The organism is Burkholderia semiarida (genome assembly GCF_029268935.1).
Classification (GTDB): Bacteria; Pseudomonadota; Gammaproteobacteria; order Burkholderiales; family Burkholderiaceae; genus Burkholderia; species Burkholderia semiarida.
In genome coordinates, this window is record NZ_JAHLCL010000007.1 from 20,059 (window position 1) to 40,057 (window position 19,999).

The 19,999-nt window shown below is 62.1% G+C and carries 18 protein-coding genes; 10 read left to right on the forward strand and 8 right to left on the reverse strand.

The window, feature by feature from the left end; translation table 11 throughout:
- Window positions 1-61 precede the first annotated feature (61 nt).
- The 5 genes from murI to KPB06_RS13115 all read right to left on the reverse strand — a co-directional run bounded on the left by murI (window position 62) and on the right by KPB06_RS13115 (window position 4,801).
- A complete protein-coding gene (gene murI, locus KPB06_RS13095) occupies window positions 62-919 on the reverse strand; it encodes a glutamate racemase (RefSeq protein WP_059583556.1) in 858 nt (285 codons plus the stop codon).
- 39 nt (window positions 920-958) lie between these two features.
- Window positions 959-1,435, reverse strand: coding sequence for a bacterioferritin (bfr, locus tag KPB06_RS13100; protein ID WP_006478315.1), 477 nt, complete (start codon window positions 1,433-1,435; stop codon window positions 959-961).
- A 193-nt stretch (window positions 1,436-1,628) separates the two neighbouring features.
- A complete protein-coding gene (locus KPB06_RS13105) occupies window positions 1,629-3,152 on the reverse strand; it encodes a fumarate hydratase (RefSeq protein ID WP_034183495.1) in 1,524 nt (507 codons plus the stop codon).
- Window positions 3,153-3,196: 44 nt separating this feature from the next.
- Window positions 3,197-3,781, reverse strand: coding sequence for a TIGR00645 family protein (locus KPB06_RS13110; RefSeq protein WP_059583558.1), 585 nt, complete (start codon window positions 3,779-3,781; stop codon window positions 3,197-3,199).
- Between the two features lie 111 nt (window positions 3,782-3,892).
- Window positions 3,893-4,801 (reverse strand): DMT family transporter, encoded by a 909-nt coding sequence (locus KPB06_RS13115; RefSeq protein WP_059642269.1) that lies wholly within the window; start codon window positions 4,799-4,801, stop codon window positions 3,893-3,895.
- Between the two features lie 325 nt (window positions 4,802-5,126).
- Here KPB06_RS13115 and acs point away from each other — a divergent pair, with 325 nt between their 5' ends.
- From acs to KPB06_RS13155, 8 genes are all read left to right on the forward strand, one after another.
- On the forward strand, window positions 5,127-7,109 hold the full coding sequence (gene acs, locus KPB06_RS13120; RefSeq protein ID WP_089464952.1) for an acetate--CoA ligase: 1,983 nt from the start codon (window positions 5,127-5,129) through the stop codon (window positions 7,107-7,109).
- An 85-nt stretch (window positions 7,110-7,194) separates the two neighbouring features.
- Window positions 7,195-7,539, forward strand: a complete 345-nt coding sequence (locus tag KPB06_RS13125; protein ID WP_060966372.1) for a DUF4212 domain-containing protein — start codon at window positions 7,195-7,197, stop codon at window positions 7,537-7,539.
- Between the two features lie 3 nt (window positions 7,540-7,542).
- On the forward strand, window positions 7,543-9,558 hold the full coding sequence (locus KPB06_RS13130; protein ID WP_060314223.1) for a sodium:solute symporter family protein: 2,016 nt from the start codon (window positions 7,543-7,545) through the stop codon (window positions 9,556-9,558).
- Window positions 9,559-9,814: 256 nt separating this feature from the next.
- Window positions 9,815-11,068, forward strand: coding sequence for a tyrosine-type recombinase/integrase (locus KPB06_RS13135; protein WP_275920447.1), 1,254 nt, complete (start codon window positions 9,815-9,817; stop codon window positions 11,066-11,068).
- A gap of 375 nt (window positions 11,069-11,443) precedes the next feature.
- Window positions 11,444-11,767: a helix-turn-helix transcriptional regulator gene (locus KPB06_RS13140; RefSeq protein ID WP_275920448.1), complete on the forward strand. Its 324-nt coding sequence runs from the start codon at window positions 11,444-11,446 to the stop codon at window positions 11,765-11,767.
- Window positions 11,767-13,440: a hypothetical protein gene (locus KPB06_RS13145; RefSeq protein WP_275920449.1), complete on the forward strand. Its 1,674-nt coding sequence runs from the start codon at window positions 11,767-11,769 to the stop codon at window positions 13,438-13,440. The genes KPB06_RS13140 and KPB06_RS13145 overlap by 1 nt, the downstream gene beginning before the upstream one ends.
- Window positions 13,441-13,617: 177 nt before the next feature.
- Entirely contained in the window at window positions 13,618-14,406 is a 789-nt protein-coding gene (locus KPB06_RS13150) for a hypothetical protein (protein ID WP_275920450.1), read from the forward strand.
- Window positions 14,407-14,599: 193 nt separating this feature from the next.
- Window positions 14,600-16,399 carry a UvrD-helicase domain-containing protein gene (locus KPB06_RS13155; RefSeq protein ID WP_275920451.1) on the forward strand — a complete coding sequence of 600 codons (1,800 nt, stop codon included), beginning with the start codon at window positions 14,600-14,602 and terminating at the stop codon, window positions 16,397-16,399.
- 152 nt (window positions 16,400-16,551) lie between these two features.
- On the opposite strand, the gene KPB06_RS13160 is transcribed toward KPB06_RS13155, so the two are convergent.
- Window positions 16,552-17,127 (reverse strand): hypothetical protein, encoded by a 576-nt coding sequence (locus KPB06_RS13160; protein WP_275920452.1) that lies wholly within the window; start codon window positions 17,125-17,127, stop codon window positions 16,552-16,554.
- Window positions 17,128-17,360: 233 nt separating this feature from the next.
- On the opposite strand from KPB06_RS13160, the gene KPB06_RS13165 reads away from it, so the two are divergent.
- Window positions 17,361-17,612, forward strand: a complete 252-nt coding sequence (locus tag KPB06_RS13165; protein WP_186165079.1) for a helix-turn-helix domain-containing protein — start codon at window positions 17,361-17,363, stop codon at window positions 17,610-17,612.
- 52 nt (window positions 17,613-17,664) lie between these two features.
- Here the strand turns inward: KPB06_RS13165 and KPB06_RS13170 are convergent, their stop codons facing one another.
- Complete coding sequence (locus tag KPB06_RS13170; RefSeq protein ID WP_275920453.1) at window positions 17,665-18,303, reverse strand: hypothetical protein; 639 nt, start codon at window positions 18,301-18,303, stop codon at window positions 17,665-17,667.
- Window positions 18,304-18,319: 16 nt separating this feature from the next.
- Complete coding sequence (locus KPB06_RS13175) at window positions 18,320-18,613, reverse strand: hypothetical protein (protein WP_275920454.1); 294 nt, start codon at window positions 18,611-18,613, stop codon at window positions 18,320-18,322.
- Between the two features lie 545 nt (window positions 18,614-19,158).
- On the opposite strand from KPB06_RS13175, the gene KPB06_RS13180 reads away from it, so the two are divergent.
- Window positions 19,159-19,998, forward strand: coding sequence for a PAAR domain-containing protein (locus KPB06_RS13180; RefSeq protein ID WP_338083646.1), 840 nt, complete (start codon window positions 19,159-19,161; stop codon window positions 19,996-19,998).
- The last annotated feature ends 1 nt before the right edge of the window (window position 19,999 follow it).

The following is a 19,999-nucleotide window of genomic DNA, read 5'->3' on the forward strand; positions in this document are numbered from 1 at the left end:
TCGGACCCTTGAAAGGAAGCGGCGGCTTGGCCGGTGCGGGAGCCCGGCGTGCCGGCCCGCGTCAGGCGGTCGCGCAGGCGTGCGCGTTCGGCGAGGAAATGGTGACGGATTCGACCGGTGCCTCGAGGCCGAGCAGCGTCGACGCGAGCGCGCGCAATTGCAGGCCGTCGCTCGTCGAGCACAAGCGCGTCGGCGCGGCGTGCGTGCCGGCCGGCGCGCGCAGCCCGCGTTCGTCGAGCACCCGCGCGAGCTGGCGGGCGATGGCATCGCTCGTGTCGACGATCGTCAGCCGCTCGCCAACAATGTCACGAATCGTTTCTGTGAAGAACGGATAGTGCGTGCAGCCGAGTACCAGCGTATCGGCGCCGTCGTCGAGCATCGGCTGTATGTAACGCTCGAGCAGTGCCCGTAGTGCGGGCGAGTTCGTGTCGCCGCGCTCGATCGCTTCGACGAGCCCGTGGCCGGGCTGACAGATGAAGCGGCGGCCGGCGCCGTAGCGGTCGAGCAGCGCCTGGAAGCGCGGGCTGTTCAGCGTCGACTGCGTGGCGAGGACGCCCGCGACGCCGGTCGCGGACAGCGCGGCGGCCGGCTTGATGCCCGGCTCGACGCCGACGAGCGGTATCGACAGGCGTTCGCGGATGGCCGCGATCGCCCGAGCCGTTGCCGTGTTGCATGCGATGACGAGCGCTTTCGCGCCTTCGCGCGCGAGCCACTCGCCGATGGCCAGCGTGCGTTCCGTAATGAATGCCTCGTCGCGCGGGCCGTATGGCGCGTGGTGCGAGTCGGCGACGTAGACGAACGATTCGCCGGGCAGGTGCGCGCGCGCGGCGCGCAGCACCGACAGGCCGCCGAGCCCCGAGTCGAAGATGCCGACAGGGGCGGCGGCGTGCGGCGCGCTAGCGGCGGACGGGTGCGTCATCGTCGGGCGGGCGGCGGGCTGGCGGGCAGGGCAGGGCGATTACTCGGCCGAACCCATCATCGTTTGCTGATAGTTCTGCAGGCCGACCTTGCCGATCAGGTCGATCTGCGTTTCGAGCCAGTCGATGTGCTCTTCGGTGTCGTCGAGGATTTTTTCGAAGATCTCGCGCGACACGTAGTCGCGAACCGATTCGCAGTAGGCGATCGCTTCCTTGCAGGTGGACTGCGAGATCTGCTCGAGCTTCAGGTCGCACTTCAGGATCTCTTCGGTTTCCTCGCCGACGAGCAGCTTGTGCAGGTCCTGCAGGTTCGGCAGGCCGTCGAGCATGAACACGCGTTCGATCAGCCAGTCGGCGTGCTTCATTTCGCCGATCGACTCGTCGTATTCGTGCTTGCCGAGCTTGTCGAGGCCCCAGTGCTTGTACATGCGCGCATGCAGGAAGTACTGGTTGATCGCCGTGAGTTCATTCTTCAGTTGGGCGTTCAGATATTCGATGACTTTCTTGTCGCCTTGCATGGCTGTTCCTTGTTCAGTGGAGCTTCAGAAACCGAACGATAATCGCTCGAACGAGAAAAGCCAAGCCTCGAAGCCTTGTCGGGCCTGCCTTTTGCGTGTAATGAGAATCAGCCTTGAATAACCGGCCGCGCACAATAATGAGAATGAGAAGTAAAAAGGCCGGACGTGCGTCCGGCCTTTCGTTCGATCGCGCTTACGCGGCTGCGACCGGGATCTTGCCGATCTTCGCCTGCCATTCCTTCGGACCCGTCTGGTGCACCGACGTGCCCGACGAATCGACAGCAACTGTTACAGGCATGTCCTGCACGTCGAATTCGTAGATCGCTTCCATGCCGAGGTCTTCGAACGCGAGCACCTTCGCGCCGCGAATCGCCTTCGACACGAGGTAGGCCGCGCCGCCGACCGCCATCAGGTAGGCGGCCTTGTGCTTCTTGATCGCGTCGATCGCGACCGGGCCGCGCTCGGCCTTGCCGACCATCGAGATCAGACCCGTCTGAGCGAGCATCGTCTCGGTGAACTTGTCCATGCGCGTGGCCGTCGTCGGGCCGGCCGGGCCGACGACTTCGTCGCGCACCGGATCGACCGGGCCGACGTAGTAGATCACGCGGTTCGTGAAGTCGACGGGCAGCTTCTCGCCCTTCGCGAGCATGTCCGCGATGCGCTTGTGCGCGGCGTCGCGGCCGGTGAGCATCTTGCCCGACAGCAGCAGCGTCTGGCCCGGCGTCCAGCTCGCGACTTCTTCCGGCGTCAGCGTGTTCAGGTCGACGCGCTTGCTGGTTTCCGTGTTCGGTTCCCACTGCACCTTCGGCCAGGCGTCGAGCGACGGCGCTTCAAGCTTGGCCGGGCCCGAGCCGTCGAGCACGAAGTGCGCGTGGCGCGTGGCCGCGCAGTTCGGGATCAGCGCGACCGGCTTCGACGCCGCGTGCGTCGGCGCCGCCATGATCTTCACGTCGAGCACGGTCGCGAGGCCGCCGAGGCCCTGCGCGCCGATGCCGAGCGCGTTGACCTTCTCGTGCAGTTCGACACGCAGTTCCTCGACCCAGTCCTTCGGGCCGCGCGCGATGATTTCCTGGATGTCGATCGGCTCCATCAGCGATTCCTTCGCCATCAGCATCGCCTTCTCGGCGGTGCCGCCGATGCCGATCCCGAGCATGCCCGGCGGGCACCAGCCGGCGCCCATCGTCGGGACCGTCTTCAGCACCCAGTCGACGATCGAATCGGACGGGTTCAGCATCACGAATTTCGACTTGTTTTCCGAGCCGCCGCCCTTCGCCGCGACCTGCACGTCGACCTTGTCGCCCGGCACGATCTCGTAGTGGATCACGGCCGGCGTGTTGTCCTTCGTGTTCTTGCGGGCGCCTTCCGGCGGATTGACGATCGACGCGCGCAGCACGTTGTCCGGGTGCGTGTAACCGCGGCGCACGCCTTCGTTGATCATGTCGGTGAGGCCCATCGTCGCGCCGTCCCAGCGCACGTCCATGCCGACCTTCACGAAGATCGTGACGATGCCGGTGTCCTGGCAGATCGGACGCTTGCCTTCCGCGCACATGCGGCTGTTCGTGAGGATCTGCGCGATCGCGTCCTTCGCCGCCGGGCTCTCTTCCAGCTCGTACGCGCGGCCGAGGGCCTGGATGTAGTCGAGCGGGTGGTAGTAGCTGATGTACTGCAGCGAATCCGCGATGCTCTGGATCAGGTCTTCCTGTTTGATGACGGTCATGGCTGAGACTCTGTGGGGACAGTGGGGAATGCGTTGCCGACGGTTCAGGCCGCCGGTCGGGACGCTGCGGACGCATGCGCCTCGTGGAAATGGGCCGGGTGCGTGTGCGTCGTCAGGCGGTCGACCCACGCCATCACGAGCGCCGACACGAGGAACGACACGTGGATGATCACCTGCCACATGATCGCGTGCGTCGTGTGCTGGTCGGGGTTGATGAACGTCTTCAGCAGGTGGATCGACGAAATGCTGATCAGCGCCATCGACAGCTTGACCTTCAGCACGCCCGCGTTCACGTGGTCGAGCCATTCGGGCTCGTCGGGGTGGCCCTCGATGCCGAGCCGCGACACGAACGTTTCATACCCGCCGACGATCACCATGATCAGCAGGTTCGAGATCATCACCACGTCGATCAGGCCGAGCACGGCGAGCATCACGCTGATTTCGTCGAGGCCCGTCGCATGCGACAGCAGGTGCCAGACTTCCTTCAGGAACAGGAACACGTAGACGGCCTGCGCGACGATCAGGCCCAGATAGAGCGGAACCTGGAGCCAGCGGCTCATGAAAATCAGCGCGGGAAGCGGGCGAAGCGGGCGACGGCCAGGATGGCCGGGCGAATGCGGGGCGGACATGTCGGGGTACGGGCGCGGTGCGCAGGTATCGGGGTAATCTTGAAAAGGCGCGCTATTGTAACGCGTCGGCTGGCGCGACTGCAGCGACGCGCCGGCGCCGCGGGGGACGGATCAGGAGGCGGCCGCCGGCACGCGTTTGACGCGCAGGCTCGCGAGCACGATGCCGGCGACGACGCACGCGAGCGCGATGCCGTGCGCGAGCGTCGGGCGCTCGCCGAGGAACGCGATGCCGTACGCGGCTGCTGCGATCGGCAGCACCGCGCTGAACACGCCGGCGAGGCTCCCCGGCACGTGCCGGATGCCCTTCATCCACAGCCAGAACGAGAAGATGCTGGCCGACAACCCGTACCAGACGACGAGCGCCCAGGTGCCGGCGGGCACGCTCGCGTAATCGAAGCGCCACAGCGCCGTCGCGCCGAGCGGCAGCATCAGGAACAGGCCGAACAGGTGGGTATACGCGCAGATGTCGATCGGCGCGAGCGTCTGCGTGAGCCGGCGCGACAGGATCACGTAGATCGATTCGCAGCACACCGCGCCGAGAATCAGCAGGTTGCCGGCGAGCGAGCCGGACGCGTCGCCCTGCGCGCCGTGGCCGGCCGCGCTGCCGTTGGCGAGATTGATCGTCACGACGCCGATGATCGCGAGCGCGATCGACACGAGCGCACGGCCGTTCGGTTTTTCACGCAGGATCAGCCATGCGAACAGCGCGACGATCGCCGGGATCGTGCTCGTGATGACGCCCGCGGCCACCGCGCTCGTGCGCTGCACGCCGTTGAGCATCAGCAGCGTGAACATGAAGGTGCCGAAGAACGCCTGCAGGAACAGGTTCAGCCATTCGCCGCGCTTGACCGCGCGCATCTTCGCGGGGCTGAACAGCGGCCACAGCACCGCGATCGCGATCACGAAGCGCAGCGTGGCGAGGATGGCGACGGGGACGAATGCAACGATGGATTTACCGATACCGACGTTGCTGCCGACGAACAGCATCGACAGGATGAGGAAGAGGGCGTAGCGATTCAAGCTGGAATCCGGAAGGCGAGTTCAGTTAGGATTGTAGGGTCGCGGTTGTAACAGCGTAAAGCTGGCCTCGATGCGGCGCGTCGCGCACGAAACGGCCATGCCGCGTAAGTGACGGGTAAGTTGGCGCGCTTATCGTGGAACTGCCGCGCCGCGGGTCACGTTTGCGTGACGTGACTTGATGTGGTGCGGTGCAGCATCGTGCGCAGGCCTTCGCGGCCGCGCGCGGGTGGTGGGAGACAGCGGCGCGCAGCGCCGGCCAGGACGACGCGCGGCGCGCACGATCGCGCCACCATGCAGAGGATTCATGTTCACCAAGGGGTAGTCGATGTCTGCGATTGAATCGGTTCTTCACGAAACCCGTCAGTTCGCGCCGCCCGCGGCGCTCGAGAAGACGGCGACCATTTCCGGCATGCCGGCCTATCGCGCGCTCGTCGCCGAGGCCGAGCAGGATTACGAAGGCTTCTGGGCGCGGCTCGCGCGCGAGGGCCTCACGTGGCACAAGCCGTTCACCAAGGTGCTCGACGAGCGTAACGCGCCGTTCTACACATGGTTCGACGACGGCGAGCTCAACGCGTCGTACAACTGTCTCGACCGTCACGTCGAAGCCGGCCACGGCGAGCGCGTCGCGGTGATCTTCGAGGCCGACGACGGCACCGTCACCCGCGTCACCTATGCCGATCTCCTCGCACGCGTGTCGCGCTTCGCCAATGCGCTGAAGAAACGCGGGATCGGCAAGGGCGATCGCGTCGTCATCTATATCCCGATGTCGATCGAAGGCATCGTCGCGATGCAGGCCTGCGCGCGCATCGGCGCGACGCACTCGGTCGTGTTCGGCGGCTTCTCCGCGAAATCGCTGAACGAGCGGCTCGTCGACGTCGGCGCCGTGGCACTCATCACCGCCGACGAACAGGCGCGCGGCGGCAAGACGCTGCCGCTCAAGAGCATCGCCGACGAGGCGATCGCGCTGGGCGGCTGCGAAGCCGTCAAGAGCGTGATCGTCTATCGCCGCACCGGCGGCAAGATCGACTGGCATGCGGGCCGCGACCTGTGGATGCACGAGCTGACCGACGGCGAATCCGACCGCTGCGAGCCGACCTGGGTCGGCGCCGAGCATCCGCTGTTCATCCTGTATACGTCGGGCTCGACCGGCAAGCCGAAGGGCGTGCAGCACAGCACGGGCGGCTACCTGCTGTGGGCCGCGCAGACGATGAAGTGGACCTTCGACTGGAAACCCGACGACGTGTTCTGGTGCACGGCCGACATCGGCTGGGTCACGGGCCATACGTACATCACGTACGGGCCGCTCGCGTGCGGCGGCACGCAGGTCGTGTTCGAGGGCGTGCCGACGTATCCGGACGCCGGGCGCTTCTGGAAGATGATCGGCGACCACAAGGTGACCGTGTTCTACACCGCGCCGACCGCGATCCGTTCGCTGATCAAGGCGGCCGAAGCCGACGACAAGGTTCATCCGAAGAGCTATGACCTGTCGAGCCTGCGCATCATCGGCACGGTTGGCGAGCCGATCAATCCGGAAGCGTGGATGTGGTACCACAAGCACGTCGGCCACGAGCGCTGCCCGATCGTCGATACGTGGTGGCAGACCGAAACCGGCGGCCACATGATCACGCCGCTGCCGGGCGCGACGCCGACCGTACCGGGTTCGTGCACGCTGCCGTTGCCGGGCATCATGGCCGCGGTGGTCGACGAGACGGGCCAGGACGTGCCGAACGGGCAAGGCGGGATTCTGGTCGTCAAGCGTCCGTGGCCCGCGATGATCCGCACGATCTGGGGCGATCCGGAGCGCTTCAAGAAGAGTTATTACCCGGAAGAACTCGGCGGCACGCTCTATCTGGCCGGCGACGGCACGGTACGCGACAAGGAGACCGGCTACTTCACGATCATGGGCCGGATCGACGACGTGCTGAACGTGTCGGGCCACCGGCTCGGCACGATGGAGATCGAATCGGCGCTGGTGTCGCATGAACTCGTGGCGGAGGCGGCGGTGGTCGGCCGCCCGGACGACACGACGGGCGAGGCGGTCGTGGCATTCGTGGTGCTGAAGCGTTCGCGCCCGGAAGGCGACGAAGCGGCGGCGCTCGCGAAGGCGCTGCGCGACTGGGTCGGCAAGCAGATCGGGCCGATCGCGAAGCCGAAGGACATCCGCTTCGGCGACAACCTGCCGAAGACGCGCTCGGGCAAGATCATGCGGCGCCTCTTGCGCTCGCTCGCGAAGGGCGAGGCGATCACGCAGGATACGTCCACGCTCGAGAATCCGGCCATCCTCGAGCAGCTCACCGAAGTGCGCTGAGCGCCTGCCGGTTGCGCATCACGCGCGCGAGCCCCTGCGCGGCAATCCCGATTGCCCGCGCAGGGGCTTTTTGCTACATAACGGCATGACCGTTCCGACCCGTTCGGCGCCTGCTGCGCCACCTCCCGTTCCCGCGCCGCTCGCGCGTGCGCACGCACGCTACTGGCGCTTCAACGTCGCGCTGATCGCGGTGCTGATGGTGATCGGTTTCGCGGTGTCGTTCATCGTGCCGTTCTTCGGGCCCGCGCTCGCCGGGGTTCGCTTCGCCGGCTTCAGCCTGCCGTTCTATGTCGGCGCACAGGGCGCGATTCTCGTGTACCTCGTGCTGATCGTCGTCTACATCGGGCTGATGCAGCGCGCCGACCGCACGCTGCGCCGCGCGTACGACGAGCATGCGGCGCGCGCCGGCCATGCGAACGGCGGGCGCTGATTCATGCTGACACATCGACTGATACGCGCGTACGCGCTCTATACGCTCGGGTTTCTCGGTTTCGTGCTGCTGATGTGGCGGATCGAGCGCGCGACGGGCTCGGGCGTGTGGATCGGCTACGTGTTCCTGTTCGTGCCGATCGCCGTGTACGCGGTGATCGGCTTGTTGTCGCGCACGTCCGATCTCGTCGAGTACTACGTGGCCGGGCGGCGCGTGCCGTCCGCGTTCAACGGGATGGCGACGGCGGCCGACTGGCTGTCGGCCGCGTCGTTCATCGGTCTGGCCGGCTCGCTCTACGCGACCGGTTACGACGCGCTCGCGTACGTGATGGGCTGGACGGGCGGGTTCTGCCTCGTCGCGTTCCTGCTCGCGCCGTATGTGCGCAAGCTCGCGCGCTACACGATTCCCGATTTTCTCGGCACGCGCTTTTCGAGCACGGCCGTGCGCGCGCTCGCGGCCGGCGCGGCGATCCTGTGTTCGTTCGTGTACCTGGTCGCGCAGATCCAGGGGATTGGCCTGATCGCGACGCGCTTCATCGGGGTCGATTTCGCGATCGGCATCTTCTGCGGGCTCGCGGGCATTCTCGTGTGCTCGTTTCTCGGCGGGATGCGCGCGGTCACGTGGACCCAGGTCGCGCAGTACATCATCCTGATCAGCGCGATCCTGATTCCGGTGTCGCTGATCGCGATGAAGAACGGGCTCGGCCCCGTGCCGCAGTTCAATTACGGCAAGCTGATGGAGCGCGTCGCGGCGCGCGAGGCGCAGGTGCGCGACGCGCGCGACGAGCAGCAGGTGCGCGATGCATACCGCCGGCAAGCCGCGGACATCCAGACGCGGCTCGACCGGTTGCCGGCGTCCTATGCGGACGCGCGCCGGCATCTCGTCGACCAGCTTGCGGACCTGCGGCGCCACAACGGGCCGCTGCGCGAGATCAGCCAGCGCGAGCGCGAGCTGGCCGATTTCCCGCGCGATCCGGCGGCGGCGCGCGTGGCGTGGACGCAGGCGCGCGACGACCTGCTCGCGCGTGCCGAGCCGCCCGTGCCGATGCACGAGCCGTTTCCGGCCGCGAGCGAAGACGAACGCAAGCCGCGCGAGCGGAATTTCCTCGCGCTGCTGCTGTGCCTGTCGCTCGGTACCGCGAGCCTGCCGCACATCCTGACGCGCTACAACACGACCACGTCGGTTGCGTCGGCACGGCGCTCGGTCGGCTGGACGCTGTTCTTCATCGCGCTGTTCTACCTGAGCGTGCCTGTGCTCGCGGTGCTGATCAAGTACGAGATCCTCGCGAATCTCGTCGGGCGGCCGTTCGCCGAATTGCCGGGGTGGGTCACGCAGTGGCATCACTTCGAGCCCGACCTGATCAGCGTCGTCGAGGTGATTCGCGACGGCATCGTGCACTGGTCGGAAATCCAGATGCAGCCGGACATGGTCGTGCTGGCCGCGCCGGAAATCGCGGGGCTGCCGTACGTGGTGTCGGGGCTGATCGCGGCCGGTGCGCTGGCCGCGGCGCTGTCGACCGCGGACGGGCTGCTGCTGACGATCGCGAATGCACTGTCGCACGACGTCTACTACTGCATGGTCGCGCCCGATGCGTCGAGCCAGCGGCGCGTGACGATCTCGAAGGTGCTGCTGCTCGGGGTGGCGCTGTTCGCGTCGTATGTCGCGTCGCTCAATACCGGGAAGATTCTGTTTCTGGTCGGCGCCGCGTTTTCGCTGGCGGCGTCGAGCTTCTTTCCGGTGCTGGTGCTGGGGGTGTTCTGGAAGCGCACGACGACGCGTGGCGCGATTGCCGGGATGGTGACGGGGTTGGCGGTGTGCGTGTACTACATCGTGTCGACGTATCCGTTCTTCACGCAACTGACCGGGTTCGCCGGGCGCACGTGGTTCGGGATCGAGCCGATCAGTTCGGGCGTGTTCGGGGTGCCGGCGGGGTTTGCGGTGGCGATCGTGGTGAGTCTGTGCGACAGGCGGCCGGATGAGTATACGCGGGCGTTGGTGGATTACATTCGGCATCCGTGAGGGGGCGGGGCGATGTATGGCGTGTCGGCGGTCCCAAAATGAAAAGCCCCTGATTCCTAGGGAAATCAGGGGCCTCACGTATTCTGGCGGAGAGAGGGTCCGTCAGCATTGAATGCATCGGCGTTCATCGAAGTTCATGGATCATCGCCGAAACCCTTGCCCACATTGGGGTTCGTCGAAATTTGTCGCCAAGTGAACGCAAACGAACTGCGGTAAAATCACACTATAATTTGATAGTCGAATTGATAGTTGATCCATGCCGAGAGCCATAAACAAACTGAACCCACTGGCCGTCACCAAGACAACTAAGCCGGGGCTGTACGCCGATGGTGGCGGTCTATATCTGCAGATCACCACAGCCGGCGTCAAGTCGTGGCTCTTCCGCTACATGCGAAACGGCAAAGCGCGCGGAATGGGTCTTGGACCTGTACACACGATCGGTCTCGCCGATGCCCGAGCACGCGCCCTCGCCTGCCGCCGCCAGTTGCTCGACGGCATCGATCCCATCGACTCGCGCAACGCTGAACGAGCGGCGCAGGGGATCGCACAAACCAATGCCGTGACATTCCAGCATTGCGCCGAAAAGTACATTGAAGCGCACCGGGCCTCGTGGAAGAATGCCAAGCACGCGGACCAGTGGACGAACACGCTGACCACATACGCATATCCGATCTTCGAATCGCTCGCCGTCTCCGCTATTGATACGGCTTTGGTCATGAAGGTGCTGGAGCCGATTTGGACGACGAAAACCGAGACGGCATCTCGCGTTCGAGGCCGTATCGAGTCGGTACTCGACTGGGCCACGGTTCGCGGCTACCGCGTTGGCGAAAATCCTGCCCGCTTGAAGGGGCACCTCGACACATTGCTGCCGAAGCGCTCCCGCGTTCAGAAGGTGGAACATCACCCAGCGCTCCCGTACGCGAACCTTCCTGACTTCATGAAAGAGCTGCGAGCTGCGGAAGGCACCGCCGCACGCGCACTTGAGTTCCTGATTCTGACCGCCACTCGAACAAACGAGACGATTGGCGCGACTTGGCAGGAATTTGATCTGAACGAAGGCGTCTGGACGGTCCCGGCTGAGCGCATGAAGATGCGCAAGGAGCATCGCGTACCGCTCTCGGTGCGCGCGATTGCACTCGTCAGGGCCCAGCAGAAATTGAAGCGGGGCGACTATGTCTTTCCGGGAGCGCGCGACAAGAAGCCTTTGTCCAACATGGCGATGCTGCAACTGCTGGAACGCATGAAGCGCAATGACATTACCGTACACGGCTTCCGGTCAACCTTCCGCGACTGGGCGGGAGAAACGACCCACTACCCGAGGGAAGTATGCGAAGCCGCGCTGGCACACGGGATCAAGGACAAGGCCGAAGCGGCTTATGCTCGCGGCGATCTGTTCACGAAGCGTGCGGCGTTGATGCAAGACTGGGACAAATACTGTAAGCAGGCGGTGACGACGCCGCCCGCACCGACGGAGCCTGATCACGTACCGGCCTCAGATGAACGCGCGTGATGCCGAGGAACAGCTATGAAGATTGACTATCTGGATTTTCGTGCTAGATTTCTTTCCTCGTAGATCGGTCGGTTAATTTGCCGCAATGTTCTGATCTGGAGCCGTGAGCCGGATCGTTTCTGACAAAGCGACCACCTCCATCTACCAAATCGGTGTAGTAACCGAGTCGGAGTCGTTAGCCGACCTTCGGAGCCGTCAGCTGAACGCCCGTCACACTGCGTGAGTGGGGTTTGCCTGTATCTGTTTATGTTTGCGCGTCCAGCGCAGCGCACGCTTTGGCGAATTGCCCGGCGCGTGCGTGAACAGATTGGGTAAGCCCGACTGCGTCTGGACGTTGCACACATGAACGTGTGTCAACCTGATACCAGTACGCAAATGGACTCACGCAAAAAATCTCCCGTCCCGTCGCCTCTGGCCGCTGCCCTTTCGGACGGCTCTCTGGTCACGACTAATTCGCCGGTCGCACAGCATGCGGTCGCCATGCCGCCGTCGGACACCGGAACGGCCGACACGACCGCGCCCGCCGTCGAACCTAATTACCTCGCGCACGAAGTCTGCCAGATGCTCAAGATCGGCAGGACGACCTTGTACAAGCTCGTGAAGTCAGACCAGCTCGTACCGCTGCACATCACCGCCCGCATCCGCGTGTTTCCGCTCTCGACTATCAAGGCGTTCCTCGCCTCGAAGGGGGCCGAATAATGATGCACCAGCAAACATCGGTGCCGGAAGCAACGGGCGCGCAAATCGGTGACGAGGCAGATCAAGCGAGGGTGCCGGATGCGGCCGGCGTGGTCAGCCGTCCGGTTTTGGATTCGCCGCCGGTGCCGAGTATCGACTACCGTGCCGAACCGCATAGCAATTCGAACGAGGTGCAATCATCGGAGCAGCGTGACATCGAAGTGATTGCGACCGCATACGATCTGCACGGCCGCGAACCGCGTCGCGTGATCGATTTCGATCACGCGTCTGGTCGCCGTGTACGTCGGTTGCTGCCGGAACGCGTCTTCACGTCGGCAACTCGGGCTCGGACGGCGCTGATCAAGGCGGGTGTGTCGCTCGGCGGTAGTTCTGTCGCTTCGTCGGCACTCTTCTATGTTGTGATGAAGTGCCCGAATGCGATCGGCATGTATGGGATTCCCTACGGCTGGTCGCACGGTCAGGATGACGGACCGATCTATCGCTTCGGCGATACGGTCTATTCGTCGTCTGGGCCGATTCCCGTCTATGCCGAAGGCCTCGTACCTATCGGTAAGCAAACCGACGACCTTGCGCTGCTGAAGGAAGTGTTGACGGCCGACGTTTCGTCGTGCTCGATCATTCTGGTGGCCGCTCACCTCGCAGGGTTGCTGGTGCCGCTGCTTGGTTGTAACCCGCTCGTGATTGTCGCGTCTGGCGTCTCCGCTCCGGACGAAGCGCATATCAATTCGCTTGCGGATTCCGCATTCGGCACGAAGACCGCCGCTGCTTGGCATGCGCGCTCGTATGCGAACGACGACACGCTCGTTTTGCTCTCGACGGCCAAGTCGCGCAAGCTGGCGTTCCAGCAGGTCCGCCCGCTTTGCGATGCAGCCACGGGCGGTGAATGCCGCGCTGGCAAGCTCGACGCGACACCGGCTCCTATTACGTTCGTAATGACCCGCGAGCCGGACACTTCGGTGAATCTCGGCTCCCCCTGTCCGCCGAACGGATGTGTCGAGATTACCTTTGATGCGTCGCAGGTCGCTGTCGGTGGAGGTGCAGCGCAATCGTCTTCGGCTTCATATACGCCCCTCGATGCAGTGGTAGCGAAGGCGTTCATCGATGCCGTGCTGCGCGACCCGGAGGGAGTTATTCGTAACGCCGACAAGATGATGCCGAAATTCGTCGACCGTTATCTCGGAATGGTGAAGGGCGATCCCAGTGAGGAAGCCGTTCGCATCACGGCGTCCACCTTCGCGATGTTTCGCTACGCGCTTACGTGCGGGCGTCACTTCGGAGTCGTTCCGTGGGAAGTGGAAGCTGTCGATGTGACGATGGACGCCTGCGTGGCACGTTGGTCGGAACGCCATCGCAACCGCAAGCAGGCGTTCGAACGTTACGTCATCGATGCTGTAAAGAAGCTGGCCGATCCGGGCATGGCAGGTCAACGCGTGAAGCCGGTCGAGCGTGAGGTCATGTTCGAGACGGTAAAGGAACGGGAACTCATGTTGATCGAACCCCGTACGTTCGACACGTACATCGCCGCTCACTTCGACAAAACCCGTGTCCTCGATGTGCTCCGCAAGCATCGACTGCTCGTGACGAATGGCGACGGCGCGCAGTACCAGAAGCGCATCGACGGCGCGCGGGCGCGCTACTACGCCGTCGACTTCGCCCATCTCCGGACGTTGTAGGCGAGAAGTGCAAGCGACTTTGCGGCTCGCTTGCGCTTCTCGGTTCGCCTTCAATCCATACCGCGACGGTCCGCGTATTCGACGCGACATCGGCCCAATTCTTCTTGCATTATGAAATCTACGCATACAAAGCAGCCCGTAGAGGTCCAACGCGCATGCGACGCGATCACGAGAAGCGTGATCGGGTTCGATCGCTTGACTTGCTGGATCGATCATCCGGCCCCCGACATCCCGGTTTCCCTTGTGCAACAGCACTGCGGCGAGATGACGATCACGCAATGCTATTCGCGACCGTTCCATCCGGTCTGGCAAACGGAGGTCAAGATTTTTCAACCGAGTCGCGAGGCACTGATCGAATTGCAACGCGCGCTTCGGGCGCGTCACGGCATCCGTATGGGTTACGCCGAGCTGGCATTCGATTGGCTGGTTGCCGATCGGGACGCCGCCGACATGCTCTACCGCTTCATCTTGAAGCATATGCGCGTGTCGTACCTCCGTCACGCAGTCACGTTCGCAGAAGAGACTGCCTATTTCGCGCCGCGCGCAGCGGATGACTTGTCGAAGAGTGCGCGCAACGCCGTGCTATATGCCGATCGACCCAGCAAGTTGTGGGCAGCGCGTCAGGACTGCTCCCCGTGCTGCCATCTGGAGCATCGATTCCAAGGTGTCGACACACTGGCGCAGCACCGACTGTTGAGCTTGGAAGACTGCATCCGTTTCGACCATCGGGCGTATTGGGCTGAGCATCTGAGGTTGTATCGGCTGCCGTCGAAAGTCGAACTCGGCCGCTGGCTCAACCCGGACAGCATCGACGTGTCGGGCACGGCACTCGCAAAACGCGCCGATCGGTTCCTCGATCGCTATAGCCACGGCGGAACCTTTGTGTTGCAGGATTGCTGGCGCGGGAATCCGAGCATCGCGAATGTGTTGACACCGATCGACAATGCGCCGTTCCTCGTAGCGTGACGCCGTGACTGTGTGACGGGAAGAAGGGGGTGAGGCAATGATATATACCCCCAATCTTCATCTCCTTATCCTTCCATCACTTCCGTATCTATATCCATTTCCATCGATACGTCATGGCGATTTCGCATCTTCGTGCCTGTTTCCACGTGATTTTTGAAGAGAAAATTCACAACCTCTTGGCCGGAAGCAGCGCATGGATGTACGTCACGCCGTCACGTGTCACAGGCAATTGATCGTGAAAAATATCCACCTCACCGCCGAGCAACTTGCGATCGTCAATACGAAAATTCCGCGAGTATTCGTGTCCGCCTGCGCCGGTAGCGGCAAAACGCACACGTTGAATGCGCGCGTGCGTCGTCAGCTTGATCGCGGCGTGCTCGCCAAGGAAATTCTTGTGCTGTGCTTCTCGAACACGGCTGTCAACGAATTGAGGAAGCGCCTGCCTGATGCTGTTACGGTGCGGACGTTCCACTCGTTTTCGTTGGATCTCGTGCGTCGAACTGGCGGCCGTAACGCCACGCGTCCTGTGCTGCTGTCGTTGCAACGTAGCATCGTGTTACTTGAGAAAACGCTGCTGGCCTGCCCGAATGCATGCCGTGCCGTGCGGGAAAATACCGGTATTACGCTGCGCACGGACGTCGAAACAAGGCGACTGGCCGCGTTCTTCAAACGATGCAACGGAAGCGATGAAGTGGCACGAAGTCTTGTCGATGACGCTGAATCCGACTTCTCGGACTATGCGGACGTGCTGATGGAGTTGCACCTGATCCGGATCGCGTATGAGAAGCGCATCGAACGTGCGGGTGGGATCGACTATCCGGCCATGCTGCGTCGTGCTTGCTCTGTCATCGATAGCGTTGCGCTTCCGTATGAGCACGTCTTTGTGGACGAGGTGCAAGACATGGACGCCGCGCAGATGCAGCTTCTCGTTGGTTTGGCGAAGCGCGTGCGCAACCTGATGGTCTTTGGTGACCCGAATCAGGCGGTGTACGGCTTCATCGGTGGTCAAGCGAGCGATTTGCGCGAAGTGATCCGTGACGTTGTGACGCTGCCGCTTTCTCGCTCGTTCCGGCTCACGCATGAAAATGCTGCGCTGGCAAACGCGATACTGAGCAACGGCAAGGATCGTACCGTTGGCAATCGTCACGGCGTCACGCCGTCACTGACGCAGTGTGGCTCTGTGCTCGAGCAAGAAGACGAAGTGGTCGAATTGATCAGTAGGCTGAAGGAAGATGGTGTGCCTGGTAATCACATTGCCATCCTCAGTCGAACGAAAGCGCCGCTGCGAGCTGTCGAGCAGGCGCTGCTTGCTGCCGGTCACGAAACGAATTCGATGTACGGCCCTCGGCTACCCGAGTATGTCGATCGTGCTTTGGATACGCTGTCGCTGGTTCAGGCATGCGTTGCCACGGCGAAGGCCGATCGGAAGCCGCAGCGGCTCTGGAGAACCCGCCGTCTTCGCGAAATCATCGGGAGCGACGTACGGGAGGCCGTTATCGATGACTGTCTGCGCATGCTGGCGAAGGCGTCGCGTATCCCGTCGTTCGAAGGTCGCTACGTCATGGCGACGCGAATTTATCTTCGCCTGGCAAGAGCGTCGGGCGACATGCCAAAAAATCTCGCGAGTGAACTGGGGCGCTGGCAAGCCACCAGTCGAAGGTTCAGCACGGTGCGGGCATTTCGTGAGCACATCACGACACTTGGCATGCAGGCGCCCATCGTCACATCGTCTATTCACGGAGCAAAGGGAGGCGAGTGGGATTACGTTATCGTGCTCGGCGTGACTGATGGTTCGATTCCGTTCTATCGCGAGATCAAGAAGGGCGAAATCAGGGAGGAGCGCAGGCTCTTCTACGTTGCGGTTACGCGCGCGCGCAAGCAGTTATACCTGTTCCATGCGCCTTTTTATCATGCGCCATCGCGACAGAAGTTTGTCGAACCATCTCGTTTGCTCGATCGCCGTGTGAGAGCGACGTTGCGTTGCGGCGAGTAACGACGCTGACGCGATAGCCCATGTAATGTCTAGCGGGGTCCGCTACCGGAACACCTCGCTAGTCGCAGCTCAGATTGGTCGGTCGTTAACGTACTGAGCAGTTCGTTAAGTCATCCGCTGAGATGACGCGGGCAGTCAAAGCATGCGGGTGTTTACCATTTTGGGCGAACGCATGGTGTTCCGCGCTGGAGGCATGTGTTGTAGTAATCGGAGATTGCTTTTCCTCTATTCGGATCGGTCACGTTGTCTTCGTAGATATCTTGGACCATGGAAGCCGCATACGCTTGGGCCATTACGGGCAAACCGCCCACGAAGGTCATCTGCTGCTCCTCCGTAAGCCCCTTATTGCGACATCGAATGATCCGCTCTCCCGAGTTGATCTTAGAGTTTGTAAGGTCGGGGCACATGCCCGCGATTTTCCTCGCAGCGTCAAGCTGCTGCTGCCCTTGCTGCTGATCGCGCCGCTGCATAGCCTCATATTTCTGCTTGTCATCAGCATCGAGCGGACAGTTGGCGTTGCAAGGCGAGTGCTGCTTCAGATAGTCGATCCGTTGCTGTTGAGCTTGCTGCGCTTGCTGCTGGGCGGTGTCTTGCTGTGGTATCAGGTTCTTCACTTCCGTGACGGCGTACTGAGCTGAATGAATCGCCCCAAAAATCTGGTTCATCTGCGCGTGTGCGACGGCAGGCGCAATGATGGCGAGAACGATCGAAATTCGCGAAATTCTCATGGTTTCTGATCTCCGTAGCGAATACAAGATAGACCTACAGTTGAATGGAAATTGTCCGGGCGTCCGAGTAAGCCCCTTGCGGGATCGGTGCTGCCGTCGTCATTGCACGACTTGGCTATTGGTATAGCGCGGCATAGTCCACGATCTCTCGCTCCCGTCTTGGAATTCTCGTACAGCCGTTATGTGATGCAAAGTCCGTAGATGAAAACGCATCATAACGTAAAGATCGGGGCATGTCCGCACCGCTCCGAGGCCCCGATCCCAAAGCTAAACTCGTCTCCCTTCGGGACGTGCTGGCTTACAACATCCGCGCCAATCGAGTCGCGAAGTCGTTGTCTCAAGAAGAGCTGGGCTTTGCTGCCGGGTTAGACCGCACGTTTATCAGCCAAGTCGAGCGTGCCCGAGTGAACGTATCAATCGATAACATTGAACGTTTGGCAATTGCCCTTGACGTCGAGCCCGTCCAATTGTTTGAGCGTCCGTAAGTCCTTACAGAAGGCTGCACACGTCAAAGTGGGCGGGCAAGGGTCGGACGAGCTACGGCGGCTTGCTGCCCCGGATTGATATTGCGCCGGTGAGTGCGACTTTTCGCTTATCGAACCCGGTGATGTACTGCGCGTGGTCGGTCGGGCGGCCACGGCGGTCCTCTGTCCGTGTCAGCCGCGCGTTGTAGGCCGCGAGTACGGGTTCTGCTTCGGCGGAATCGACCACCAGCAACGTGTGTCCGTCGAAGGTACGGCCGACCCTCCGCCCTTCGATTCCGACGGCAAGTGCCGCATGCAGGGCGGCCCGACGTGACTGTCGAAACGTCAGGATTACCGGCCGACCGCGCAATACTTCTCGTTCGCTGAACCGGAAAACGTCGTCGTGCGCTCCCTCGAAACAGGTCGGGCGCAAACCCCATTCGAGTTCCCGAATCAGCATTTGCAGCCCATCGAGAGACACACCCGAGAGGTAAAACGGCTGCGCGCGACGCCAGAATTCCGCTTCAGGGTCGTGACGACGCGACGACAAACGTAATGGATCGGACAAGCAACCGAGCATCGCGAGTGCCATCGCCGCCGCGTGCAGCGCGCAGCCGCCGTCCCAGCAGCCTTGGAAACTGAATGCCGGAATATCGGAGCCAGTAAGCGTAAGGCGTCGGCCGGACTGAAGTGCCGGATGGAGTTTCTGCACGGTGGCCTCCATCGGGTCAGTATTCGGAGGGCCGGATGATGAACGTCGCTCGGCGGTCCGCCTCGGTGAGCACCCACAATTTTTCTCGGCGGTCCCCCAGTTCGTAGGCGGAGAGGATTCGCGTGCCGTTCACGATGGCCAGATTGTTCGCTCGTGCATCGGCCGAACATACGACACCCCAATCCCCCCGCAAATGGCGTCGCAATAAGTCATCGACATTGGTGCCGGTTCTATCGAGCAGATCGATTGCTCCCGGCGTGGCAAGGACGCGTCCAAGAGGAAACAGATGTTCGAGACTAAGCGCTATCACGATTAGGTATCCAAATTAATGAAGACGAGCAACGGCACCGAACGAATGTTCGGGATCAGGCTCAGGGGTGGAAAAACAGAAACGCGAGGCGACTACAGGGACATTTCAGGAAAGCGAGGTACGGCGAATGGGATCGAGGGCACTGTTGAAGGCGCGACGCCCAGGCGGAGCCAGAAAGCGCGCAGGCAGCTACGAGGTGGCAGGCAAAACGAGGCGTTTGTGCCAAAAATTCACCAGAAATCAGCCGCGAACCGCCCATCGATGGGTGAAATGTAGCACAAACGACCCAAACCAATAAAAGGGGCGGACTATCCGCGCCCAACATCGGTAATGTTTACTTATCTGGCCCACTGGTCGTGTTCCGGACGCTCTCCGCGTCCGGAGAATGGCCCTCCGACCCGTTTTCCGGCCCGCCAGCGGCTTCGATTTGCCCCGGATAGGGCTTGAGTAGGGTACGGTTATGCAGCGGTGCTACGACTCTGATTTTGCAATGAAAGGGTATTGAAATAAATGCTGCGGCGCAGCAATCGCCGGGCTGCCCATTTTTGGGCAGGAAAACAAGCAATTTTGCTCAATTTTTAAGCAAACAGGTCGTTTCAGGTAATTTGTATTCCGAAGATTTGGGCGGGATTGTGCCGAACCTTGTTTTTGCCTATCCGCAGCCTATCCAAATCAGAGTTTTCTGCGATCCACGCCGCTACCGGCTCATGGCTGTGGTACATGTCATCGCCTGTTTGCGTTATCAGCAGACAAATGATGTACAGTGGCGAGCGTCTAAGCATCCGGTAAAACCAATGAGCGCATTTATCGTTGAAGGTGACACGACCTCCCACGGCGGCAAGGTATTCGGCTGCGTCTCGATCAGTATAATTAACGGCAAGCGAATCGCGCGACTGGGAGACATGGTGTCTTGTCCCAAATGCGGCGGCGCATACCCGATTGTCACGAGCAAAAATCCCGGCATGGACATGAACGGTCGTCCACCGGCTTTTGAGGGTGACAAAACAGCTTGCGGCGCGACGCTCATCTCGTCGCAATCGCTCGCGTCGGCTAACGTCCCGACTGGCGTGGGCTCGGTGGCTGGCCGTGAAGCATCGGTTTCCCACGAGGCCCCCGACCGTTCAGATGGCCGATATCGCGGCCGATTTCAAGTCCTTAACGAGACCACGGGTGAGCCGATCCCGAACCATCCGTACACGCTGCACACGGCAGATGGCCGAACTCTCTCTGGCAAAACCGACTTGAACGGTTACACGGAGTGGCATGAGGCCGACGCACCCGCTTCTCTCCAGTTCTCGTCGGCATCAACTCAAGCGGTTGGCTGGAACGGTATCCTCGACACGCCGCCTCTATCGATGGCCAACGCGTTACCCAATCCCCTATAGT